The following is a 22,387-nucleotide window of genomic DNA, read 5'->3' as shown; positions in this document are numbered from 1 at the left end:
GAGGAAACTGACAGTATGGAAATTTCAATATTAACAGATGTTGGTCAAAAGCGGACAAATAATCAGGATTATGCCAATCTTTTTGTAAATCGGGCTGGCAAGACCATGATTATCTTGGCCGATGGTATGGGTGGCCACAGAGCTGGTAACATTGCCAGTGAAATGGCTGTAACAGACCTGGGTGCTGCATGGGTTGATACTCAGATTGACTCAGTAAACCAAGTCCGTGAATGGTTTGCAGAGCATTTGGAACAAGAAAATCAGCGCATCCACCAATTTGGTCAGGACGAAGAATACAAGGGTATGGGCACGACGCTAGAAGCCTTAGCCATTATTGATAATCAAGCTATCTATGCTCATATTGGTGATTCTCGCATTGGCTTGATTCGCGGTGAGGAATATAGCCAATTAACCAGTGACCATTCACTTGTTAATGCTTTGCTCAAGGCTGGACAGATTACACAAGAAGAGGCGGAACGCCATCCGCAGAAGAATATTATCACTCAATCTATCGGTCAAAAAGACGAAGTGCAGCCTGACTATGGCATGATCACGTTAGAAGCTGGTGATTACCTTCTGCTCAACAGTGACGGTCTGACCAATATGATTTCAGACAGCGAAATTTATGATATTGTCACCAGCGATATCAGCCTATCTGAAAAAACTGAAACCTTAATTCGCTTTGCCAACAATGCTGGAGGGCTGGATAATATCACAGTTGCTCTGGTTCGTTTTGACAAGGAGGAGCAGGAATGATTCAAATCGGCAAGATCTTTGCCGGGCGATATAAAATCATCAAACAGATTGGCCGTGGAGGCATGGCAGATGTCTATCTGGCGCGAGATCTGATACTTGATGGTGAGGAAGTTGCTGTAAAGGTTCTTAGAACCAATTATCAGACGGATCCTATTGCAGTTGCCCGCTTCCAAAGAGAAGCCAAAGCAATGGCGGACTTGGATCATCCTTACATTGTCCGGATTTCCGATATTGGAGAAGAAGATGGTCAGCAGTATCTGGCCATGGAATATGTGTCTGGCCTTGACCTCAAGCGCTATATCAAAGAAAATTCTCCACTTTCAAACGAAGAAGCGGTCAGAATCATGGGGCAAATCCTACTGGCTATGCGCCTGGCGCATACACGCGGGATTGTCCACCGTGATCTGAAACCACAAAATGTCCTCTTGACACCAGATGGCGATGCTAAGGTAACAGATTTTGGGATTGCCGTGGCTTTCGCAGAGACCAGTCTGACCCAGACCAATTCGATGCTGGGGTCGGTGCATTATCTTTCACCAGAACAGGCACGGGGTTCCAAAGCCACTGTTCAGAGTGATATTTATGCCATGGGGATTATTTTCTACGAGATGCTGACAGGGCATATCCCTTATGACGGAGATAGTGCTGTGACGATTGCTTTGCAGCATTTCCAAAAGCCTCTGCCTTCAATCATCGCAGAAAATCCGAATGTTCCTCAGGCCTTGGAAAATGTGGTCATTAAGGCAACGGCTAAAAAGCTGAGCGATCGCTATCAATCGGTTGCGGAGATGTATGTTGACTTGTCTAGCAGCTTATCCTATGACCGTCGAAATGAAAAGAAACTGGTCTTTGATGATGGGGCCAAGGCAGATACTAAAACTTTGCCAAAAGTTCCTCCAGTTCCTCAGTCAACCCCAAGCCCTGCCACAGAAGCAGTGGCTCCTAAAGCTACAGCTGATGTGAAGAGAGAGGCCCCCGTTTTGAAAGCTCCAGTCAAAAAGCCGAAAAAACGTCATTTAAGAGCTAGATACAAAGTTATGTTTTTAGCTATTCTCTTAGTTTTTGCAGCTTTCTTCTTTCTGATCTACAAGAGTCCTGCTAATACTACGGTTCCAGATGTAGCAGGACAAACAGTGGCAGAAGCTCGTTCGACCATTACTGCTAAGGGTCTTGAGGTAGGAGAAATCAAGGAGGATTACAGTGATAAAGTGGCGGAAGGTAAGATCATCAAGACAGATCCACCAGCTAATAGTCAACGTCGCGAAAACAGTAAAGTGGATTTGATTGTCTCTAAAGGAGCAAAAACCTTTACGGTAGAAAATTACGTCGGTAAGAAGTCCTCAGAGGCGATTGAAGATCTGAAAAGCACTTACAATATTCCTGAGAAGCTGATCAAGATTGTAGAAGAAGAAAGTTCTGATGCTGAAGAAGGAGTGGTCATCAGTCAAACCCCAGCTGCAGGTTCTTCTTATGATGTGACGTCAAATAAACAGATTACTCTGACCGTTGCTAAAACAGTGACTACTGTTCCAATGCCGGACTTTGGTCATCTCCAAGTTTCGTATGCCTATGCGAGGTCCTATCTGATGGAGATGGGAATCGCTTCGTCTCGTATTGAGAGAGTGATTGATCGCTCCGTGGAGTCCAGCCAAGCTGATTTGGTGACATCCCAGTCTCCAGCAGCTGGTCAAGGTATTAAATTGAAATCAAATACCAAGATTACTTTCTACGTGACAGACGGTACGGTAACAAGTTCTTCTAGTTCAAGCGAACGTTCATCGTCGTCATCGCCTTCCAGCAGCACCACGAGTGAGAGTGAAAGTCATTCTAGCTCTTCCAGCAGCTCTACAACGGTATCTACGGACCATCAATAAGGCGACTAGCTACAGTTATCCTATCTAGTCTATTCGAGGTTTTGTAGAGAAATAGAAGTATATCCCTTGATTTTCAAGGCAGACTATGCTATAATCATTTTAGTGAATATAAAAGAGAGGCGAGGAAGTATCTTCGCCTCTTATCTGTGAGGAGGTGCAGTCTTATCGCAACGATTGTTGAATTAGTAAGAGAAGTCATTGAGCCAGCCATACAAGAACCCTATGAATTAGTAGATATTGAATACGGCAAGATGGGCGGTGACCATGTTCTCAGTGTTTTTGTAGACAAGCCCGAGGGGATTACGGTCAATGATACAGCAGATTTGACTGATATAATCAGTCCTCTGTTGGACTCTATCAAGCCCGATCCTTTTCCTGACCAGTATTTTCTGGAAGTGACTAGCCCAGGCTTGGAGCGTCCGCTGAAGACCAAGGAAGCTGTGGCAGCTGCAGTTGGAAGCTATATCCATGTCAGTCTTTATAAGGCACTGGATAAAAATAAGGTTTTCGAAGGAACGTTGCTTGGATTTGAAGATGATGTCTTGCTCATGGAATATATGGATAAAACACGCAAAAAAGAAGTTGAAATTCCATATAATCTAGTGTCAAAAGCAAGACTGGCCGTTAAATTTTAGTAACAGATCGCAATAATATAATGAAGAAAGGAATACTTTTGCTTCAGCAAAAGTTACATGAAGATGAGTAAAGAAATGCTAGAGGCCTTCCGTATTTTGGAAGAGGACAAAGGTATTAAAAAAGAAGATATTATCGAAGCAGTGACAGAATCCCTTCGCTCTGCTTATCGTCGTCGCTACGGTCAGGCAGACAGCGCAGCCATTGAGTTTAATGAAAAAACAGGTGATTTCCATGTCTATACCGTCCGTGAAGTCGTGGATGAGGTCTTTGACAGCCGCTTGGAAATCAGCCTCAAGGACGCCTTGGCTATCAGCTCTGCCTATGAGCTAGGAGACAAGATCAAGTTTGAAGAAGCGCCAGCTGAATTTGGCCGCGTAGCAGCTCAGTCTGCTAAGCAGACCATTATGGAAAAGATGCGCAAGCAAACTCGTGCTATCACTTACAACACCTACAAAGAACATGAAAATGAAATCATGTCAGGAACAGTGGAGCGATTTGATAATCGCTTTATCTATGTCAATCTGGGCACTATTGAAGCACAATTATCTAAACAAGACCAGATTCCTGGTGAGGTCTTTGCCTCTCATGACCGCATCGAAGTTTTTGTCTACAAGGTAGAAGACAATCCGCGTGGTGTCAATGTCTTCGTTAGCCGTAGCCATCCAGAGATGATCAAGCGCCTGATGGAGCAGGAAATTCCTGAAGTTTACGACGGAACTGTTGAAATCATGAGCGTGTCTCGCGAAGCGGGCGATCGGACCAAGGTAGCGGTTCGCAGCCACAATCCAAACGTGGATGCGATCGGAACCATCGTCGGACGTGGTGGTGCCAATATCAAGAAGATTACCAGCAAATTCCACCCAGCTAAATATGATGCTAAAAGTGGCCGTATGATTCCGACTGAGGAAAATATCGATGTCATCGAGTGGGTTGCTGATCCAGCCGAGTACATCTACAATGCCATTGCTCCAGCAGAGGTCGATCAAGTTATCTTCCATGCAGAAGACAACAAGCGAGCTTTGGTTGTTGTGCCAGATAATAAACTTTCTCTGGCTATCGGCCGTCGTGGTCAAAACGTTCGCTTGGCAGCTCATTTGACTGGCTTCAGAATTGATATCAAGTCAGCCAGCGAATTTGAAGCAATGGAAGCAGCCAACGAGCTTGGTGGATTTGGCCAAGATTACATAGCAGAAGAAGTACCAGCCGAAGTAGATGCCCTTTCAGCAGAATTTGAAGCGGAAGAGCTGAATGATACAGAAGTGGCAACTGAAATTGAACTCGAAGAAAGTGAAGCAGTAGCCGCAGAATAAGGGAGGCAGATATGGCAAAAACAAGAAAAATCCCTTTAAGAAAATCAGTTGTGTCAAATGAAGTGATTGACAAGCGTGATCTGTTGCGCATCGTCAAGAATAAAGAAGGTCAGGTCTTCATTGATCCGACAGGCAAGGCCAATGGGCGGGGCGCTTATATCAAGCTAGATAATGAAGAAGCTCAGCAGGCCAAGAAAAAGCGGGTCTTTAATCGTAGTTTCAGTATGGAAATAGAAGAAAGTTTCTACGACGAGCTGATTGCCTATGTCGATCACAAGATCAAGAGAAGAGAGTTGGGTCTTGAATAAAGAAAAACTAGCAAACTTGCTGGGTTTGGCCCAGCGGGCTGGCCGCATCATTTCAGGAGAAGAATTGGTCATCAAAGCCATCCAAGAAGGCAAGGTTCATCTGATCTTTTTAGCTGAGGATGCCGGACCAAATCTGACAAAAAAGATTACTGATAAAAGCCATTATTACAAGATAGAAGTGTCAACCGTGTTTTCAACACTGGAATTAAGCACTGCGATTGGCAAAGCTCGTAAAGTAGCCGCCATCACAGATGCTGGTTTTACAAAGAAAATGAGGTCTCTTATGCAATAGAAGAGGAGGACAAGAATTGTCTAGAATTAGATTGTACGAAATCGCAAAAGAATTGGGGAAGGAAAGTAAAGAGGTAGTAGCTCGGGCTAAGGAATTAGGCCTAGAAGTCAAAAGCCATTCTTCCAGTGTAGAAGAAGAAGCAGGTCAGCGCATTAAGGCTAGCTTCGCAACTAAAGAAGTTGCTAAGCCTCTTCCAGAGAAAGAAGTGGCAGTCCAGCCCGCACCCAAAAAAGTAGCTGAGAAACCTGCTGCTCCAGTCCAAAAAGAAGTGGCCCCTGTTAAAAAAGAAGAGCCAAAAGTAGCCGACGCACCGGCAGCTGAAGCTCCTGCTAAACCGGCTCCAGCTCGGCCACAAAGTCGAAATTTTAAGGCAGAGCGTGAAGCACGTGCCAAGGAACAAGCAGAGCGTCGTAAGCAGCAACAAAATCGGAAACCACAAAATTCTGACCAGAAGGAAAGCAATGAGCGTGATCGTCATGACCGCAAGGCCAACAACGATCGCCAAGAGCGCCGCAATGACCGTCGTGATAATCGTGGTCAAGATGGCCGTCGGAATGGTCAGAATCATCAAGGATTTAACGGTCAGAACCGCCAACAGCCTCAAGGGCCGAAAATTGACTTTAAGGCTCGGGCAGCAGCTCTGAAAGCAGAGCAAAATGCGGAGTATGCCCGTTCTAGTGAGGAGCGTTTTAAACAGGCTCAAGCAGCTAAAGAGGCACATGAACGCCAGAATAGACGAAAAGAGCCAGTCCAAGCAGAGACAACAACTGCTGAAGTATTTAAAGCTACTCCAGCTGAAACAGTCCAACAGGCTGCTCCTGCACCAGCACAAGCTGCGGTAGATACTCGTCGTAAAAAGCAAGCTCGACCAGATAAGAAGCGCGATGATTTTGATCGCGAAGAAGAAGGTCCAAGAAAACAACAAAAGAATCGAAATAGTCAAAATCAAGTGAGAAATCAAAGAAACAGTAACTGGAATAACAATAAGAAAAATAAAAAAGGAAAAGGTAACCAGAATCAGGTTCCAAAACCTGTTACAGAACGCAAGTTCCATGAGTTGCCAAGCGAATTCGAATACACAGATGGCATGACCGTTGCGGAAATCGCAAAACGGATCAAGCGCGAGCCAGCTGAAATTGTTAAGAAGCTCTTTATGATGGGCGTGATGGCAACGCAAAACCAATCTCTTGACGGTGATACTATTGAGCTCCTCATGGTGGATTACGGTATCGAAGCTAAGAAGAAGGTAGAAGTGGATACGGCTGATATTGAGCGCTTCTTTGTCGAAGAAGGCTATATCAATCCAGATGAATTAGTAGAGCGTCCGCCAGTTGTCACTATCATGGGACACGTTGACCATGGTAAAACAACCCTCTTGGATACTCTACGTAACTCTCGCGTTGCGACAGGTGAAGCAGGTGGGATCACTCAGCATATCGGTGCCTACCAGATTGAGGAAAATGGCAAGAAGATTACTTTCTTGGATACACCTGGACACGCGGCCTTTACTTCGATGCGTGCGCGTGGTGCTTCTGTTACCGATATTACCATCTTGGTCGTAGCAGCTGATGACGGTGTTATGCCTCAGACTATTGAAGCGATCAACCACTCTAAAGCGGCTAATGTGCCAATTATTGTGGCCATCAACAAGATCGATAAGCCAGGTGCCAATCCTGAGCGCGTGATTGGTGAATTGGCTGAGCATGGTGTTATGTCAACTGCTTGGGGTGGAGATTCTGAGTTTGTTGAAATCTCTGCGAAATTCAACCAAAACATCGATGAGCTTTTGGAAACAGTTCTGCTTGTAGCAGAAATTCAAGAACTCAAGGCAGATCCGACTGTTCGCGCTATCGGTACGGTTATCGAAGCCCGTTTGGATAAAGGAAAAGGTGCAGTTGCAACCCTTCTTGTTCAACAAGGTACGCTGAATGTTCAAGATCCAATCGTTGTCGGAAATACCTTCGGACGTGTCCGTGCTATGACCAATGACTTAGGTCGTCGTGTCAAAGTAGCAGGTCCATCTACGCCAGTTTCTATCACAGGTCTTAATGAAACTCCGATGGCAGGTGACCACTTTGCCGTCTATGAAGATGAAAAAGCTGCGCGTGCAGCCGGTGAAGAACGTGCGAAACGTGCCCTTCTCAAGCAACGTCAAGCTACTAATCGTGTCAGTCTGGAAAATCTCTTTGATACCCTCAAAGCTGGTGAAGTTAAGTCTGTTAACGTCATTATTAAAGCCGACGTACAAGGTTCTGTAGAAGCCTTGGCTGCTTCCTTGCAGAAAATTGAAGTGGAAGGCGTTAAGATTACCATTGTCCACTCAGCGGTTGGTGCTATCAATGAATCCGACGTAACTTTGGCAGAAGCTTCAAATGCCTTTATCATTGGATTTAACGTTCGTCCTACACCACAAGCTCGCCAGCAAGCAGAAGCTGATGATGTAGAAATCCGTCTTCATAGCATTATTTATAAGGTTATCGAAGAAATGGAAGATGCCATGAAAGGAATGCTGGACCCAGAATACCAAGAAAAAATCATCGGGGAAGCCCTTATCCGCGAAACTTTCAAAGTTTCCAAGGTTGGTACTATCGGTGGATTTATGGTTATCAATGGTAAAGTTACCCGTGATTCTAAGGTTCGTGTCATCCGTGATGGCGTCGTAATTTACGACGGTCAGTTGGCGAGCTTGAAGCACTTCAAGGATGATGTGAAAGAAGTCACTAACGGCCGCGAAGGTGGTCTCATGATTGACGGCTATAACGATATCCAAGTGGATGATACGATTGAAGCCTATATCATGGAAGAAATTAAGAAATAAGAGAAATACGTCGAAAACTCTCAGTGAAAAGCATATTGGGTGGAAGTCGATACTTCTATCCCAAGCACCTTTTCACAAAGAGTTTAGAGCGACTTTCATTCAACTAAAACTAAAAATATGAGAGTGGGACAGAAATCGGTAATTCGTTAGAATTCGATTTCGTCGTCCCACCTCCGCACAGTTGAGTAGGGCTGTAAAAGCTGATGAAATCAGCGTAGTAGAGCCCACTCAACCACTGCGTCTTGCTCGATAATCCAAAGACAATTGAGAGGCTAGGACTTTTGTCCCAGCCTCATATTGCAGAAGAAAAAATTAGAAAGGAAATCCTATGGCAAATCATTTTCGTACCGACCGTGTAGGGATGGAAATCAAGCGTGAAGTCAATGAGATTTTGCAAAAGAAAGTCCGTGATCCACGTGTCCAAGGTGTGACCATTACTGACGTTCAAATGCTGGGCGATCTGTCTATGGCCAAGGTCTACTATAGCATCATGAGTGACCTGGCTTCGGATAATCAAAAGGCACAGCTGGGCTTGGAAAAGGCAACCGGTACCATTAAGCGTGAACTGGGCCGAAATCTCAAGATGTATAAGATTCCAGATTTGACTTTCGTCAAAGATGAGTCTATTGAGTACGGTAATAAGATTGATCAGATGTTGCGCAATTTGGAAAAACATTGATAAGAAGAGTGAGATGGGGCAGTGTTTACGAGCCCTGTCTCATTTTTATTTTTTGAAAATACTTTTTAAAAGTTTTGAAAAAAGGTGTTGACAAGGGGAGATTATCCTGTTATACTAGTAAAGTACTCAATCGCGGGGATGGCGGAATTGGCAGACGCGCAGGACTAAGGATCCTGTGACCGCTTTAGGTCGTGAGGGTTCAAGTCCCTCTCTCCGCATAGGATTAGCTGACTTCGGTCAGTTTTTTTGTTTTCTCAAAGAAGCTGAAGATGTCTGAATTCAAAAATTGCTTGGGAATTACTTAAAATTTCAGGAAAAACTAGCAATTTTAATGAAAAAGTGATAAAATAAACAATGTAAGTGGTTCATTCCACAAAAAATAAGAGGAGGCCTATTACAAATGGCAATCGTTTCAGCAGAAAAATTTGTCCAAGCAGCTCGTGACAATGGTTATGCAGTTGGTGGATTTAACACAAATAACCTTGAGTGGACTCAAGCTATCTTGCGCGCAGCAGAAGCTAAAAAAGCACCAGTTTTGATCCAAACTTCAATGGGTGCTGCCAAATACATGGGTGGTTACAAAGTTGCTCGCAACTTGATCGCTAACCTTGTTGAATCAATGGGTATCACTGTACCAGTAGCGATCCACCTTGACCATGGTCACTACGAAGATGCACTTGAGTGTATCGAAGTTGGTTACACTTCAATCATGTTTGACGGTTCACACCTTCCAGTTGAAGAAAACCTTAAATTGGCTAAAGACGTTGTTGAAAAAGCACACGCTAAAGGTATCTCAGTAGAAGCTGAAGTTGGTACTATCGGTGGTGAAGAAGACGGTATCATCGGTAAAGGTGAATTGGCTCCAATCGAAGACGCTAAAGCAATGGTTGCAACTGGTATTGACTTCTTGGCAGCTGGTATCGGTAACATCCACGGTCCTTACCCTGCAAACTGGGAAGGTCTTGACCTTGACCACTTGAAGAAATTGACTGAAGCTCTTCCAGGTTTCCCAATCGTATTGCACGGTGGTTCAGGTATTCCTGATGATCAAATCCAAGCAGCGATCAAACTTGGTGTTGCGAAAGTTAACGTTAACACTGAATGCCAAATTGCATTTGCTAACGCAACTCGTAAATTTGCTCGTGACTACGAAGCAAACGAAGCAGAATACGACAAGAAGAAACTCTTCGACCCACGTAAATTCTTGGCTGACGGTGTCAAAGCTATCCAAGCATCTGTTGAAGAACGTATCGACGTATTCGGTTCAGAAGGTAAAGCATAAGAAGCTTGCAAAAGCTTGATATAACGGGGTTTATCCAATTTGGATAAACCTTTTTTCTTTGTTTTGCCACACTTATTTAGTTAACGAATCTAATACAGGAATAATGAGATCTTTTGCTTTTTGTGTAAGGTGCAAATAGATATCTGTAACACGACTTCCTCGTGTGTGCCCAACACGATCTTGAATTGCTTCGAGTGGAATTCCTTGCTCATCTAAAAAACTGATACGTGTGTGACGAAAAATGTGAGTTGAAATATGCTTATTGAATCTTTGGTTCGATATTTTAAATATAGGAAAAATAAATTTTAAAAATACTAATTAAGAAAATATTGAAATAATAGTAATTGAACATATGGTATAATAAAATGAAATCAAGTGCTGGCAACACATCTAACCTAAATCTAAACAGTATAAAATTACGAGGAGATTATAAGATGAACGATTATATAAAATTCAATGAAGATAGATGGAATAATGTAAAAAATGACTATACTGAGCCATTGACACATGAAGAATTAGAAGAAGTTAGAAAACATCCAATTTCTGTTGCCTTAACTGTTGGAAAAAAAGTTCCGAAAGAATGGTTTGAAAAAGCCAACGGAAAAAAGATATTAGGGTTAGCTTGTGGTGGTGGACAGCAGGGTCCCGTTTTCGCTGCAAAAGGTTATGATGTAACCATAATGGATTTTTCTAAATCGCAATTAGAAAGAGATGAGTTGGTTGCTAAAAGAGAAGGCTTAAAGATCAATACCGTTCAAGGCGATATGACAAAACCATTTCCATTTGAAGATGAAACTTTTGATATTGTTTTTAATCCAGTTTCAAATGTATATATAGAAGATTTAGAAAACATGTATAAAGAAGCCTCTCGAGTATTGAAAAAGGGCGGTTTGTTAATGGTCGGATTTATGAACCCTTGGATATACATGTATGATGCTGACACTGTATGGGATAAACCCGATGAGGAATTACTTTTAAAGTTTTCAATCCCTTTTAATTCAAAAGAGCTTGAAGAGGAAGGCAAGATAACCATAAATCCAGAATATGGATATGAATTTAGCCATACCTTAGAAACTCAGATTAGAGGACAACTTAAAAATGGTCTCGCTATGATAGATTTTTATGAATCATGTGATAAAAGAAATAGATTATCACGTTATGGAAATGACTATATAGCTACACTCTGCATTAAACTATAATATTATAGAATATACTTCAGGAGAATAGCCCGTTTTATTTTCCGTAAGGGTTAAAATCTAAATCCCAGTTTGTCGAAATAAAATAATTAAATAAAATGATAGAGAGGAGGTAAAAGCAAATAGCCGCTATTTCCTTTTTTGTTGTCAAACATTCAAAAAAGAAAAGGAGAATTTATGGAAGAACTGAAAAATACAGATAAAAAAGGCAGTAGCACAAAGAGAAAGATTGGAAAGACCACCTATGAGGTTGTTGTCCATTTCAATGAAAATACAACTGAAACAATGCAAGATAAACTTATAAAAATAATGCTGAGGAAGCTTAGGAGACAATTGGATGAAAAAAAGATGATTTTGATTAAAAAGCCTTTGACAAGTAGCAACAGGAAAAACAGCAAAGTCTATTCTAATTTCATGTGGTGCAAGGCTTGCATAATATAGGAAATATAAACGAATAATCAGGCTATAGATAGAAAATCTCGCTCCAGCGGGATTTTTCTTGTATAATGAAGCTAGAAAGTAGCTGATGGAGGTAAAGAAAGGTTGAAATGCAAGGAAAAAATGTTTAGCGCTGTTATTGATCGGCCGGTCGGTTTTAAAGATTCTTTTGGGAATGTCTATCCGATTAATTATGGCTATATCCCTGAGCTGATGGGTGGAGATGGCGAAGAGCAGGATGTGTATATTGTTTCCCATGATCAGCAGCAGCCTCTGGAAAAGTTTACAGGAAAGTTGGTTGCTATCATCCATCGGCGTGATGATATAGAAGACAAGTGGGTTTTGGCTCCTGTTAATGAGGAGGTTGACAAAACTTTGATAGCGGAGCAGACTCAATTTATGGAGCAGTATTTTGATTCCTGGATTGAGATGGTGGAAGAGAGCAATGATTCAAGTCCCTAAAATCCAGGATAAAGACCAGAAATCGGCTTTTGTGAGCGCTGTTCTAACTGGTTTAGCTTAATAATGAAAGTCTATATTCGATTAAGCTTTCCTCAATATCAGATAAAATTGCAAGATGGTCAGTCACGAAAAAAATCGCATGGATGAACCTAAAATGATTTGTCCATGCGATTTTTATATTTAAGGAACTATCGTAAGTAAAGGTTTATCTAGCAGAATAGAAATTCTTACGCTTCTTTCTTTTTGAGCAAGATGAGGCCACCACTTGTAGCCAGAAGAATCGTTGCAACTGTGAAGAGAGCAGAGTTTTCCTTGCTTCCTGTTTGTGGGAGCTGGGCCTGTTGTGTATTTGTTGCTTTTTGAACTGTAGCGCTAGGCTGTGCTTCGCTTGTTTTCTGAGCTAGGCTTTCTAATTGCTCTTCTTTCGCTTTCGGAGCTGTCGGTTTGTCGGCTGTTTTGCCTGCTTGTTTTGGCTGAGGTTTTAGGTTCAAAATTTCTACAATTTCGACACTTGGTTTGTGAGTGATAGGCATATCTTTCAGCTCAGCCAATTGATTGCCAAAGACAGCGTTCGATACCCAACGGTAGAAGTGAATAGTATGCAGACGGTTGGTTGGATTTCCAGCATAAACGAAGAGCGGATGTTCCTTGTAATTACCAGAAATAGCAACGATTTTATTAGCTAATTTTTCGTTGCCTGGCCACCAGCCTGCAATGTAGTAGTCACTGTCTGCAATAGTCGCCAAAGTCTTGAAGTTGGCAGGGGCTTTTGCGATCCAGTTTCCGGAATTAGAATAGAAGAGATCATTCTTCTTATAGCCGCTAGTCAATGGATCTTTATCTTCTATAATAGCCTTCATCAGACCTTCAAAATCGCTGCCACCAGAGAATCTTTCTGCATCAAATCCATCTAGGACACCGAGTTTTTCAAGGCGTTGCATAGCAGAGCCACCCACTACAATGGTTGGTTTGCGACCAAGGATAGACTTGTCAAACTTGTTACTTTCAAGGACGATGACATCAGCTTCCTCAGGTGTATCGACAATATCAAAACCTAGATTTTTCAATGCCAGAGCGGTATGAGTAGGGGAGTCCACTCCTGCCCAGTAGAATTGATGAGGAGGTGCATAGACCTTCAGTGCTTTCAAGCTTGGCCCTTCTGGAACCTTATACAAGGCATCTCCATAAATAGCATAATCAGCTAAGAGGCTTGCAAAGGTTGATGTATCCACGATATAGCCATCTTCTGTCAGATAGACCTTCTTACCTTGGCGAATGGCTTGGTTGACAGCTTTGACTGCGCTGTCAGATGTATTAGCGATGACATAGTAAGGTGCTGAGTAGTTGATATCGCGCGTCCGAGTAGCACGGAGAGCAGTGACTTCACCGAGCTTGCCATCAAAGAGTTTATCTTTAAAGATAGGTTCAGCTTTAAAGCCTCTCATATCTGGGAAGTTTACCAAAAGTTCAGCATACATGGCAGCCCAAGCAGATTCGTTGGAACCCTTGTAGAGGATATGATTGGCATAGCCGCGCTTAGCTTGAGCCATATCAACAACCAGGTCACCCTTCTTATAGTTGCCAACATCTTCCTTCAATTCTTGAATGACAACCCCATTTCTCTTGAAGTATTCAATCATATTAAAGGCTTGTTGGGAATCATTGTCTTTATCGAGACCCATTGGGATGACATAATAGTCAGGGAAGAATTTTTTCTGACCGTTTTTCACCCGTCCAACAACCTTGCCGTCAGGTCCAACCAACTCATTTTCAGCTTTTGGATCTTCAACCTTGTTGATGCCACGGAGATAGAAGTTGAGGCGCATTTCCATGAGCTTGTCAGGATTTTGGAACAGGTAAGAGATACCTCCGAGGACAGCGTGGTAGCCAGCTTTGTAGGATTCCTGATTGCCCTCAGGGATTTCAATGGTATGTCCTAATATGCCGTGGTACATGGCATAGACACCAGTGTAGCCAGAGAAGGAGTCATCCCAGCCATCGCCCCAGTCTAGTTTAGGGATGATATAGCTGTCATACTTAGAGTTAGCGACGCCGGCACGTCCCATGTGGTGGGCATTTTCCAGCATATTTTTTGACAGAAGGTCGTATTCAAAGTTTGGATCATGCGGCGGTGTCGCTGGCTCGATCAAGAATTCTTTAACGAATCCATGAATGTCATAAAGTGCAATTGGATTCCATTTGTTGATGAGTCCAGCTACAGTACGGGTTTCTGGGTTAGCCTGATAGCTAGTGTCGCGGTTTGGATCAATTCCGTTGGCAAGAGCACGCGTATTGGCAACATCTCCGTCAGGATTTTCAGTAAAGTCAAAGAGGAAAATGAATTTCTTGAGGAGTTCTTTGACATTGAGGGTGATATTTTTAGTAGCACCGTTGGCATCAGTTGTTTGGAAGGAAATTTGCTCCTTGGTCGCAAAAGTATTGAAGAGCCCAGTGATGATGTCGATGGCTGGCTGTTCGTCAGCGTGGGTGTTATTGATAAGGACTGGAAGTTTATAGTCCAGCGTACCATTTTTCAGAGCAGCTAACATTTCAGCTGGTTTAGTAAGGGCGACTTTATTGGTTGTGTTGAGATAGTCGTCAATACTCTTTTGGTCGGAGCTGATGATACCGAGCTTGACGTCACGACCTTGGGCACTCTTTCCGATGTTCTCAATCTGTACCAAGCGATCCGTTTTAGCATCTTGTCGACTCTTTTCGATAGCTGCCAGCATTTCATCGTGGGTATGGAAATCTTCGTAAGGTCGCAGAACGATGTTCTTGCGAATAGTCAGGCCAAGATCTTCGCTGGTTCCGACTAATTCATGACTTCCCATAAAGTTGCGATAGGTTCTACGGATATTGTTTGGTGTGCGCAGGCTTAAGTCTTGCCCAAATAGTTCATTAAATTTGAGGGAAACTTTTAGGTCATTTCCATCAGCTTTTTCTTCAACAGTGACAAATGGGTCGCCAGTGAAGGTGCCGTCCTCCATTTTCCAAGTTTTCCACTCGCTAATAGGCTTGTTGTCCAGTGTCCAAGTGATTTTACCAGCTTGAGCCCCCTGTTCTTGAATAGTTTCTTCAATGCTGGCTTTTTCGGACATGTAAACCTTACTGTCGGCAAGCTGAACCTTGTTTTCTTGGGAGCTAGCTGCACGGACTTCTGTTTTAGTCGTAGTGTCCAGTTTTTGGGTAGTTTCAGCTGCTTTTTCCTCTGACGCTGTGGAAGGAAGACTTGGAGACTTGCTGTCGGTAGCTTCAGATGGGCTGCTTTTTTCCAGTGGTTCAGCTTGTGGAGTAGTCGAAGGTTCTTCAGCCTTATCTGTACTTGCAGGTGTAGGCTGCTCCACAAGAGTACTGATTTTGCTGCTGTCTTGAGGAGTTTCAGCAGGGTTAAGCGTATCAGCTGCCGCATTTCCTTGAGCTAAAACGGCTAAGAGGACAGCAGCAGAGAGGCTGAGGGCTTGTGTATATAAGTGTTTCTTATATGAGTTTTTCATAAGAAACCTCCTTTTAAATGTGTTCTTTAAGTTTAGTATAACAGAGTTTGAAACCGTTTACAATTAAAAACATAGATAAAAAATAAACTTCTAACGAAAGGAAGAGATATGTGTAATTTCTGAAGAGTATTTGAGTCTGATATTTAAACAGCACGCAATATTCGCAGTTTGGATTTTTGCAATTTCATGCAAAAAACAGGCATTTATGCTACAATATTAGCAATAAAGATGATTGGAGCAAACGATGAAAGCGATTATTACGGTTGTTGGAAAAGATAAGGCAGGAATTGTGGCTGGTGTAGCTACTAAAATTGCCGATCTAGGGCTCAATATTGACGATATTTCTCAAACTGTTTTGGACGAGTTTTTTACCATGATGGCTGTCGTTTCTAGCGACGAAAAGCAGGATTTTGCAGCACTTCGTAGTGAATTTGAGGCCTTCGGTCAGACCCTCAATGTCAAAATCAATATTCAAAGCGCAGCGATTTTTGACGCTATGTACAATATCTAAGGAGAGTGCACATGGATATTAGACAAGTTACAGAAACTATTGCCATGATTGAGGAGCAGAATTTTGATATTCGGACCATCACCATGGGCATTTCTCTCTTAGACTGCATTGACTCGGACATTGATCGGGCTGCTGAGAAGATTTACCAAAAAATTACGACCAAAGCGAAAGATTTAGTTTCAGCCGGGAATGAGATCGCAGCTGAGCTGGGGATTCCTATCGTTAACAAGCGGGTCTCCGTGACTCCGATTTCTCTGATCGGAGCGGCTACGGATGCTACAGACTATCTGCCTCTGGCTCATGCTCTGGATCGGGCAGCAAAAGAAATCGGTGTGGACTTTATCGGTGGTTTCTCTGCTTTGGTCCAAAAGGGTTATCAAAAAGGAGACGAAATCCTCATTAATTCCATTCCACGCGCTTTGGCGGAGACGGACAAAGTCTGCTCCTCTGTCAATATCGGCTCAACCAAGACCGGCATCAACATGACAGCAGTTGCGGATATGGGGCGGATTATTAAGGAAACGGCCCAGCTTTCTGACATGGGTGCGGCCAAGCTAGTTGTCTTTGCCAATGCGGTAGAGGACAATCCTTTCATGGCGGGCGCCTTTCATGGTGTCGGTGAAGCAGATGTGGTCATCAATGTCGGTGTTTCTGGACCGGGTGTTGTCAAGCGGGCTCTGGAAAAGGTTCGTGGTGAGAGCTTTGACGTGGTGGCTGAAACGGTCAAGAAAACAGCTTTCAAAATCACTCGCATCGGCCAGTTGGTCGGTCAGATGGCCAGCGAGCGTCTGGGCGTCAAGTTCGGGATTGTTGACTTGAGTCTGGCTCCAACACCGGCGGTCGGGGATTCAGTGGCCCGTGTCTTGGAAGAAATGGGCTTAGAAACAGTCGGCACTCATGGTACGACAGCGGCACTTGCCCTGCTCAACGATCAAGTCAAAAAAGGCGGTGTCATGGCTTGCAATCAGGTTGGCGGACTGTCTGGTGCTTTCATTCCTGTGTCAGAGGACGAGGGCATGATTGCTGCTGTGCAAAATGGCTCGCTCAATCTAGAAAAGCTAGAAGCTATGACAGCAATCTGCTCGGTCGGTTTGGATATGATTGCCATTCCAGAAGCGACACCGGCTGAAACTATCGCAGCCATGATTGCGGATGAGGCAGCGATTGGTGTCATCAATCAGAAGACAACAGCTGTGCGGATTATTCCGAAGGGCAAGGAAGGCGATATGATTGAATTTGGCGGGCTCTTGGGAACAGCTCCAGTCATGAAGGTCAATCAGGCTTCGTCAGCTGCCTTTATCGCGCGTGGCGGTCAGATTCCAGCGCCTATTCACAGCTTTAAAAACTAAGTATATAGGGGTCTGTCTAAACAGACCCTTTCCCTCTGTCTTGCTTGGTCAAGTGCGAGACAAATAAGCCACTCTTAGACGAGTGGCCTTGATTAAAAAGGAGATATTCATGGCAAAATCAAAATTATACATCATCCGGCATGGTAAGACTATGTTTAACACCATTGGTCGGGCTCAGGGTTGGTCGGACACTCCCTTAACTGAAGAAGGCGAACGTGGTATCCGTGAACTAGGGATTGGGCTGAGAGAGTCTGGCTTGGAATTTACCAAGGCTTTCTCGAGCGACTCTGGTCGAACCATTCAGACCATGGGGATTATCCTAGAAGAGCTGGATTTGGTAGGGAAGATTCCTTATAAGTTTGACAAGCGTATTCGAGAGTGGTGCTTCGGGAGCTTTGACGGGGCTTATGGTGGCGATCTTTTCCGTGGAGTGATTCCAAGGGTGCGTGATACTGACAATTATAAAGAGCTGACTTTCCCAGAATTGGCTGACGGTTTGGTTGAAGTGGATACGGCTGGCTGGGCTGAACCATGGGAGCAACTCAGTGGGCGGATTTTAGCTGGATTTACAGATATTGCTCAAGAAGTGGAAGCTGCTGGTGGAGGCAATGCTTTGGTCGTCAGCCATAGTATGACCATTGGGACTTTTGCCTATCTGCTCGATAAATCCATTAGCAAAAATCCTGAAGTTGACAACGGCAGTGTGACAGTCGTTGAATATGAAAAAGGACAATTTACGATTCAGATCTTGGGAGATGTGTCCTACCGTGAAGTTGGTGCCAAAATATTGGACGCTAAATAAACGGTTGAAAGAAAATATGGCAATAATTGAGCTTTCTTGAGCTGCTTTCTCTCAATCTTAGAAACTACTTTTTTTCAGAAACGTGATATAATGAGAGGAGAATAAGGGGGAAGTGTATGGCAAAAACAAGATTATACCTGATCCGGCATGGTAAAACGATGTTTAATACAATCGGACGAGCTCAGGGCTGGAGTGATAGTCCGTTGACAGCAGAAGGCGAACGTGGCATCCATGAATTAGGAATTGGTTTGCGAAAAGCGGGTATTGATTTTAAACTAGCTAGATCCAGTGATTCGGGTCGAACCATTCAGACCATGGGAATTATTCTGGAAGAGCTGGGCTTGACTGGAAAGATTCCTTATCGGTTTGACAAGCGCATTCGAGAGTGGTGTTTTGGCAGCTTTGATGGTGGCTATGATGGCGAGCTCTTTATGGGGGTCATGCCTAGGGTCTTTAATATTGACCATGTCCATCAACTCAGCTATGCCGAGCTGGCAGAAGGCTTAGTAGAAGTCGACACGGCTGGCTGGGCTGAGAATTGGGAAAAACTCAGCGGCCGAATTTGGCAAGGCTTCTCAGAGATTGCTGAGGAGCTGGAGGCAGCTGGTGGTGGCAATGCTTTGGTAGTTAGTCATGGCATGACCATTGGAACCTTTGTCTACCTAATTAATCGCATGCAACCTCATGGACTAGGCAATGGTAGTGTGACCATCGTAGACTATGAAGATGGACAATTTTCGGTTGTTTCCATCGGTGATATGTCCTATCGTGAAGTTGGAGCGAAAGAGCTGGAGGACAAGTCTTGAGACGAGGTCGCCATGAAAGAAAGAGAAAACTCTCTCTGTTTCGACTAATAAATAGGCTCTTATTTCTAGGAATTGGGATCAGTTTGCTGTTTGCTCTATTGCGAGTGCAAGATATGGATGAAGACTTGCCAACTTTTATGAATCATGCTCTTAAAGCCCAGAGTTCTGACTTGCCCAAAGTGTCAGTTGATGATTGGGAGTTGACTTTAATCAATCGTAGCCATTTACAGGAAGAGTCTCATCCTAGGTTGACCCAAATCGATGATATTCAGGTAGATAGTCGGATTGCTGAAAATACTAGACAATTTTTGGCTGCAGCTCGGGCCATTGCGCCAGAGGAAACTTTGATTTCGGGCTATCGTAGCCGAGCGGAGCAGACAGAGCTCTATGAAGAAGCCCTAGCTCTGGCCGAAGAAGAAGGCTTGTCTCGGCAAGAAGCGGAGCAAGAAGTGCAAAAGCGGATTCAGCTGCCAGGTGCCAGTGAGCATCAGACAGGCTTGGCGATTGATATGAGCGAGCCAGAAGGTCAGGAAGACGGCATGGCAAATAAGATTGCGGAAATTGCCCCTAAATACGGCTTTATTCTGCGCTATCCTGAAGGGAAAAGCGATATTACTGGTGTGGATTTTGAAAATTGGCACTATCGTTATGTTGGCGTAGAGTCGGCCCAATATATGCAAAAACATCACCTAGTTTTAGAGGAATATCTAGCTCTTTTAAAAGAGTCGGCTCGGTAAATCGTTACAATCCATTGATAGACAAAAAATCAGCTGCTCAAATGAGCAAGCTGATTTTTAAATTTTAGGGTTTAAACAATACCTTGCGCAATCATAGCGTTTGCTACGTTTTCGAAGGCAGCGATATTTGCTCCTGCAAGGTAGTCTGTACCAAGTCCGTATGTTTCAGCAGTTGTTTTAGCTGTGTTGAAGATGTTTGTCATGATGTCTTTGAGGCGGCCGTCAACTTCTTCACGGGTCCATGAGAGGCGAAGGCTGTTTTGGCTCATTTCAAGCGCTGATACAGCTACACCACCAGCGTTAGCAGCTTTGGCAGGTCCGTAAAGGATTCCGTTTTCTTTGTAGACTTTAATCGCATCAAGGTCACTAGGCATGTTAGCACCTTCAGATACACAGATAACGCCTTGAGCAACCAAACGTTTAGCTGCGTCGCCGTTGATTTCGTTTTGAGTCGCACATGGAAGAGCGATGTCGTAGTTTCCAGCGTAAGTCCATACAGAACCTTCATGGTAAGTAGCAGTTGCTTTCTCAGCTGCATACTCAGTCAAGCGAGCACGGCGTTTTTCTTTAACATCAACCAAAAGATCAAAGTCAATTCCGTTTTCGTCGATGACATAACCGTTTGAGTCAGATACAGAGATAACAGTAGCGCCAAGTTCAGTCGCTTTTTGAAGAGCATATTGAGCTACGTTACCAGAACCTGAAATTACCACTTTCTTACCAGCAAAACTGTTACCATTAGCTTTGAGCATTTCTTCAGTGTAGTAAACCAATCCATAACCAGTTGCTTCTGGACGAATCAAGCTACCACCAAATCCAAGAGGTTTACCAGTCAAGACACCCGCATCAAATTGGTTAAGACGTTTGTATTGTCCGTAAAGGTAACCAATTTCACGTCCTCCAACACCGATATCACCAGCAGGTACGTCAAGTGATGGTCCGATGTATTTTTGCAATTCAGTCATGAAGCTTTGGCAGAAGCGCATCACTTCAGCATCAGTCTTCCCTTTAGGATCGAAGTCTGATCCCCCTTTACCTCCACCGATTGGAAGTCCAGTCAAGACGTTTTTAAAGATTTGTTCAAATCCGAGGAATTTCAAGATCCCTTGGTTTACAGTTGGGTGGAAACGAAGTCCGCCTTTATATGGTCCAACAGCTGAGTTAAATTGAACACGGTAACCACGGTTGACTTGCACTTTTCCATCACGGTCAACCCAAGGAACACGGAAAGAAATCACGCGCTCAGGCTCGGTGATACGTGCCAAGATGTTTTCTTCGATATACTCAGGGTGTTTTTCAAATACAGGTTCCAAAGTGCTGAAGAATTCTTCAACTGCCTGAAGAAATTCAGCCTCGTGCCCATTACGAGCTTTTACAGTTTCAAACACGCTTTGGATATATTCTTTAGCAGATGTCATATCGTTCTCCTTTTGTTGTTATATTTTATTACACGAGCCATTATAGCAGAATTTTTTTAGGGTGTAAAGAAAAAAGTTGAATTTTCTGAAAATTTCCATAATATTTTTTTGAAGATTCTAGATGGAAATGCCGAACCTTTTGCTAGAAAATTAGGATAAATTTTTTATAGGAAGAATTTTAATGATATAATAGAGAAAATTAAGGAATAAGAGGTCAAAATAATGACAACAACCAAGACAAAAATTGCGGGTTTTGAATTTGACAACTGTTTGATGAATGCTGCAGGGGTGGCTTGTATGACAGTGGAAGAGTTAGAAGAAGTCAAAAACTCTGTTGCAGGAACCTTTGTGACAAAGACGGCAACGCTGGAATTTCGTCAAGGAAACCCAGAACCTCGCTATCAGGATGTGCCACTGGGCTCTATCAACTCTATGGGCCTGCCCAATAATGGTTTAGATTATTATCTTGATTACTTGCTGGAGCTGCAAGAAAGCGAGCCAAATCGTACTTTCTTCCTTTCTTTGGTTGGTATGTCGCCAGAAGAGACTCACACCATTCTCAAGAAAGTGCAGGCGAGTGATTTTAAGGGAATTACCGAGCTTAATCTTTCTTGTCCAAATGTCCCTGGTAAGCCACAGATTGCCTATGATTTTGAAACGACAGAAAAAATCTTGTCAGAAGTTTTTGCTTATTTCACTAAGCCCCTGGGTATCAAGCTGCCTCCTTATTTTGACATCGTGCATTTTGATCAGGCCGCTGCGATTTTCAATAAGTATCCACTCAAGTTTGTCAATTGTGTCAACTCGATTGGAAATGGCCTTTACATTGAGGATGAGTCAGTGGTCATTCGTCCCAAAAATGGTTTTGGCGGTATTGGTGGCCAGTATATCAAGCCAACGGCTCTGGCTAATGTCCATGCCTTTTACCAACGTCTGAAACCAGAAATCCAAATCATTGGTACCGGTGGTGTCCTGACTGGGCGCGATGCCTTTGAGCATATCCTCTGTGGTGCCAGCATGGTGCAGGTAGGAACAACCCTTCATAAAGAAGGAGTAGCAGCCTTCGAGCGCATCACCGCCGAACTCAAGGCGATTATGGAAGAAAAAGGCTATGAAAGCCTGGAAGATTTCCGTGGAAAGCTGAAGTATATTGATTAAAAGTTTAAGAAAGAGAGAGTGGGACAGAAATCGCTAATTCGTTAGAATTCGATTTTGT

Annotated in this window: 21 protein-coding genes and 1 tRNA gene; 19 read left to right on the top strand and 3 right to left on the bottom strand. The window is 43.5% G+C overall.

Features of this window, described 5'->3' with window-relative positions:
• Positions 1 to 15: 15 nt before the first annotated feature.
• The 10 genes from O3644_RS05280 (at position 16) to O3644_RS05235 (ending at position 9,955) form a co-directional block, all read left to right on the top strand.
• Positions 16 to 756, top strand: a complete 741-nt coding sequence (locus O3644_RS05280; RefSeq protein WP_125373759.1) for a Stp1/IreP family PP2C-type Ser/Thr phosphatase — start codon at positions 16 to 18, stop codon at positions 754 to 756.
• A complete protein-coding gene (gene pknB, locus O3644_RS05275) occupies positions 753 to 2,630 on the top strand; it encodes a Stk1 family PASTA domain-containing Ser/Thr kinase (RefSeq protein WP_371595239.1) in 1,878 nt (625 codons plus the stop codon). Before O3644_RS05280 ends, pknB begins: the two co-directional genes overlap by 4 nt.
• A 146-nt stretch (positions 2,631 to 2,776) precedes the next feature.
• Positions 2,777 to 3,265, top strand: coding sequence for a ribosome maturation factor RimP (gene rimP, locus O3644_RS05270; protein WP_288931603.1), 489 nt, complete (start codon positions 2,777 to 2,779; stop codon positions 3,263 to 3,265).
• Between the two features lie 63 nt (positions 3,266 to 3,328).
• On the top strand, positions 3,329 to 4,576 hold the full coding sequence (gene nusA / locus O3644_RS05265; protein ID WP_371595272.1) for a transcription termination factor NusA: 1,248 nt from the start codon (positions 3,329 to 3,331) through the stop codon (positions 4,574 to 4,576).
• 11 nt (positions 4,577 to 4,587) lie between these two features.
• Positions 4,588 to 4,884 (top strand): RNase P modulator RnpM, encoded by a 297-nt coding sequence (rnpM, locus tag O3644_RS05260; protein WP_005590927.1) that lies wholly within the window; start codon positions 4,588 to 4,590, stop codon positions 4,882 to 4,884.
• Complete coding sequence (locus O3644_RS05255; RefSeq protein ID WP_005590926.1) at positions 4,877 to 5,176, top strand: YlxQ-related RNA-binding protein; 300 nt, start codon at positions 4,877 to 4,879, stop codon at positions 5,174 to 5,176. The genes rnpM and O3644_RS05255 overlap by 8 nt, the downstream gene beginning before the upstream one ends.
• 16 nt (positions 5,177 to 5,192) lie before the next feature.
• Positions 5,193 to 7,994 carry a translation initiation factor IF-2 gene (gene infB, locus O3644_RS05250; protein ID WP_371595238.1) on the top strand — a complete coding sequence of 934 codons (2,802 nt, stop codon included), beginning with the start codon at positions 5,193 to 5,195 and terminating at the stop codon, positions 7,992 to 7,994.
• A gap of 328 nt (positions 7,995 to 8,322) precedes the next feature.
• Positions 8,323 to 8,673, top strand: a complete 351-nt coding sequence (gene rbfA, locus O3644_RS05245) for a 30S ribosome-binding factor RbfA (RefSeq protein ID WP_005590924.1) — start codon at positions 8,323 to 8,325, stop codon at positions 8,671 to 8,673.
• 132 nt (positions 8,674 to 8,805) lie between these two features.
• A tRNA-Leu gene (locus tag O3644_RS05240) sits at positions 8,806 to 8,891 on the top strand.
• Positions 8,892 to 9,073: 182 nt separating this feature from the next.
• Positions 9,074 to 9,955 (top strand): class II fructose-bisphosphate aldolase, encoded by an 882-nt coding sequence (locus tag O3644_RS05235; RefSeq protein ID WP_001018995.1) that lies wholly within the window; start codon positions 9,074 to 9,076, stop codon positions 9,953 to 9,955.
• A gap of 72 nt (positions 9,956 to 10,027) precedes the next feature.
• Here the strand turns inward: O3644_RS05235 and O3644_RS05230 are convergent, their stop codons facing one another.
• Positions 10,028 to 10,210: a tyrosine-type recombinase/integrase gene (locus O3644_RS05230; protein ID WP_255209856.1), complete on the bottom strand. Its 183-nt coding sequence runs from the start codon at positions 10,208 to 10,210 to the stop codon at positions 10,028 to 10,030.
• A 179-nt stretch (positions 10,211 to 10,389) separates the two neighbouring features.
• On the opposite strand from O3644_RS05230, the gene O3644_RS05225 reads away from it, so the two are divergent.
• The 3 genes from O3644_RS05225 (at position 10,390) to O3644_RS05215 (ending at position 12,051) form a co-directional block, all read left to right on the top strand.
• Positions 10,390 to 11,154 (top strand): class I SAM-dependent methyltransferase, encoded by a 765-nt coding sequence (locus O3644_RS05225; RefSeq protein ID WP_371595237.1) that lies wholly within the window; start codon positions 10,390 to 10,392, stop codon positions 11,152 to 11,154.
• A gap of 174 nt (positions 11,155 to 11,328) precedes the next feature.
• Positions 11,329 to 11,592 (top strand): transposon-encoded TnpW family protein, encoded by a 264-nt coding sequence (locus O3644_RS05220; RefSeq protein WP_080978578.1) that lies wholly within the window; start codon positions 11,329 to 11,331, stop codon positions 11,590 to 11,592.
• 120 nt (positions 11,593 to 11,712) lie between these two features.
• Positions 11,713 to 12,051 carry an inorganic diphosphatase gene (locus O3644_RS05215; protein ID WP_048766181.1) on the top strand — a complete coding sequence of 113 codons (339 nt, stop codon included), beginning with the start codon at positions 11,713 to 11,715 and terminating at the stop codon, positions 12,049 to 12,051.
• 227 nt (positions 12,052 to 12,278) lie between these two features.
• Here the strand turns inward: O3644_RS05215 and O3644_RS05210 are convergent, their stop codons facing one another.
• Positions 12,279 to 15,548 carry an LPXTG-anchored zinc carboxypeptidase gene (locus O3644_RS05210; protein WP_371595236.1) on the bottom strand — a complete coding sequence of 1,090 codons (3,270 nt, stop codon included), beginning with the start codon at positions 15,546 to 15,548 and terminating at the stop codon, positions 12,279 to 12,281.
• A gap of 244 nt (positions 15,549 to 15,792) precedes the next feature.
• Between O3644_RS05210 and O3644_RS05205 the strand changes: the two genes are divergently transcribed.
• From O3644_RS05205 to O3644_RS05185, 5 genes are all read left to right on the top strand, one after another.
• On the top strand, positions 15,793 to 16,059 hold the full coding sequence (locus tag O3644_RS05205; protein WP_371595235.1) for an ACT domain-containing protein: 267 nt from the start codon (positions 15,793 to 15,795) through the stop codon (positions 16,057 to 16,059).
• Positions 16,060 to 16,070: 11 nt separating this feature from the next.
• A complete protein-coding gene (locus O3644_RS05200) occupies positions 16,071 to 17,408 on the top strand; it encodes a PFL family protein (protein WP_371595234.1) in 1,338 nt (445 codons plus the stop codon).
• Between the two features lie 109 nt (positions 17,409 to 17,517).
• Positions 17,518 to 18,210: a histidine phosphatase family protein gene (locus O3644_RS05195; protein ID WP_048766191.1), complete on the top strand. Its 693-nt coding sequence runs from the start codon at positions 17,518 to 17,520 to the stop codon at positions 18,208 to 18,210.
• A 116-nt stretch (positions 18,211 to 18,326) separates the two neighbouring features.
• Complete coding sequence (locus tag O3644_RS05190; RefSeq protein WP_045498873.1) at positions 18,327 to 19,016, top strand: histidine phosphatase family protein; 690 nt, start codon at positions 18,327 to 18,329, stop codon at positions 19,014 to 19,016.
• Entirely contained in the window at positions 19,013 to 19,753 is a 741-nt protein-coding gene (locus O3644_RS05185; protein ID WP_371595233.1) for a D-alanyl-D-alanine carboxypeptidase family protein, read from the top strand. Before O3644_RS05190 ends, O3644_RS05185 begins: the two co-directional genes overlap by 4 nt.
• Before the next feature lie 71 nt (positions 19,754 to 19,824).
• On the opposite strand, the gene gdhA is transcribed toward O3644_RS05185, so the two are convergent.
• On the bottom strand, positions 19,825 to 21,171 hold the full coding sequence (gdhA, locus tag O3644_RS05180) for an NADP-specific glutamate dehydrogenase (RefSeq protein WP_371595231.1): 1,347 nt from the start codon (positions 21,169 to 21,171) through the stop codon (positions 19,825 to 19,827).
• Between the two features lie 222 nt (positions 21,172 to 21,393).
• On the opposite strand from gdhA, the gene O3644_RS05175 reads away from it, so the two are divergent.
• Positions 21,394 to 22,329 carry a dihydroorotate oxidase gene (locus O3644_RS05175; RefSeq protein WP_371595230.1) on the top strand — a complete coding sequence of 312 codons (936 nt, stop codon included), beginning with the start codon at positions 21,394 to 21,396 and terminating at the stop codon, positions 22,327 to 22,329.
• Positions 22,330 to 22,387 lie beyond the last annotated feature (58 nt).

It is taken from the genome of Streptococcus sp. 27098_8_113 (assembly GCF_041432545.1).
In the GTDB taxonomy this organism is placed as follows: domain Bacteria; phylum Bacillota; class Bacilli; order Lactobacillales; family Streptococcaceae; genus Streptococcus.
This window is presented reverse-complemented; position numbering and strand designations above follow the sequence as displayed.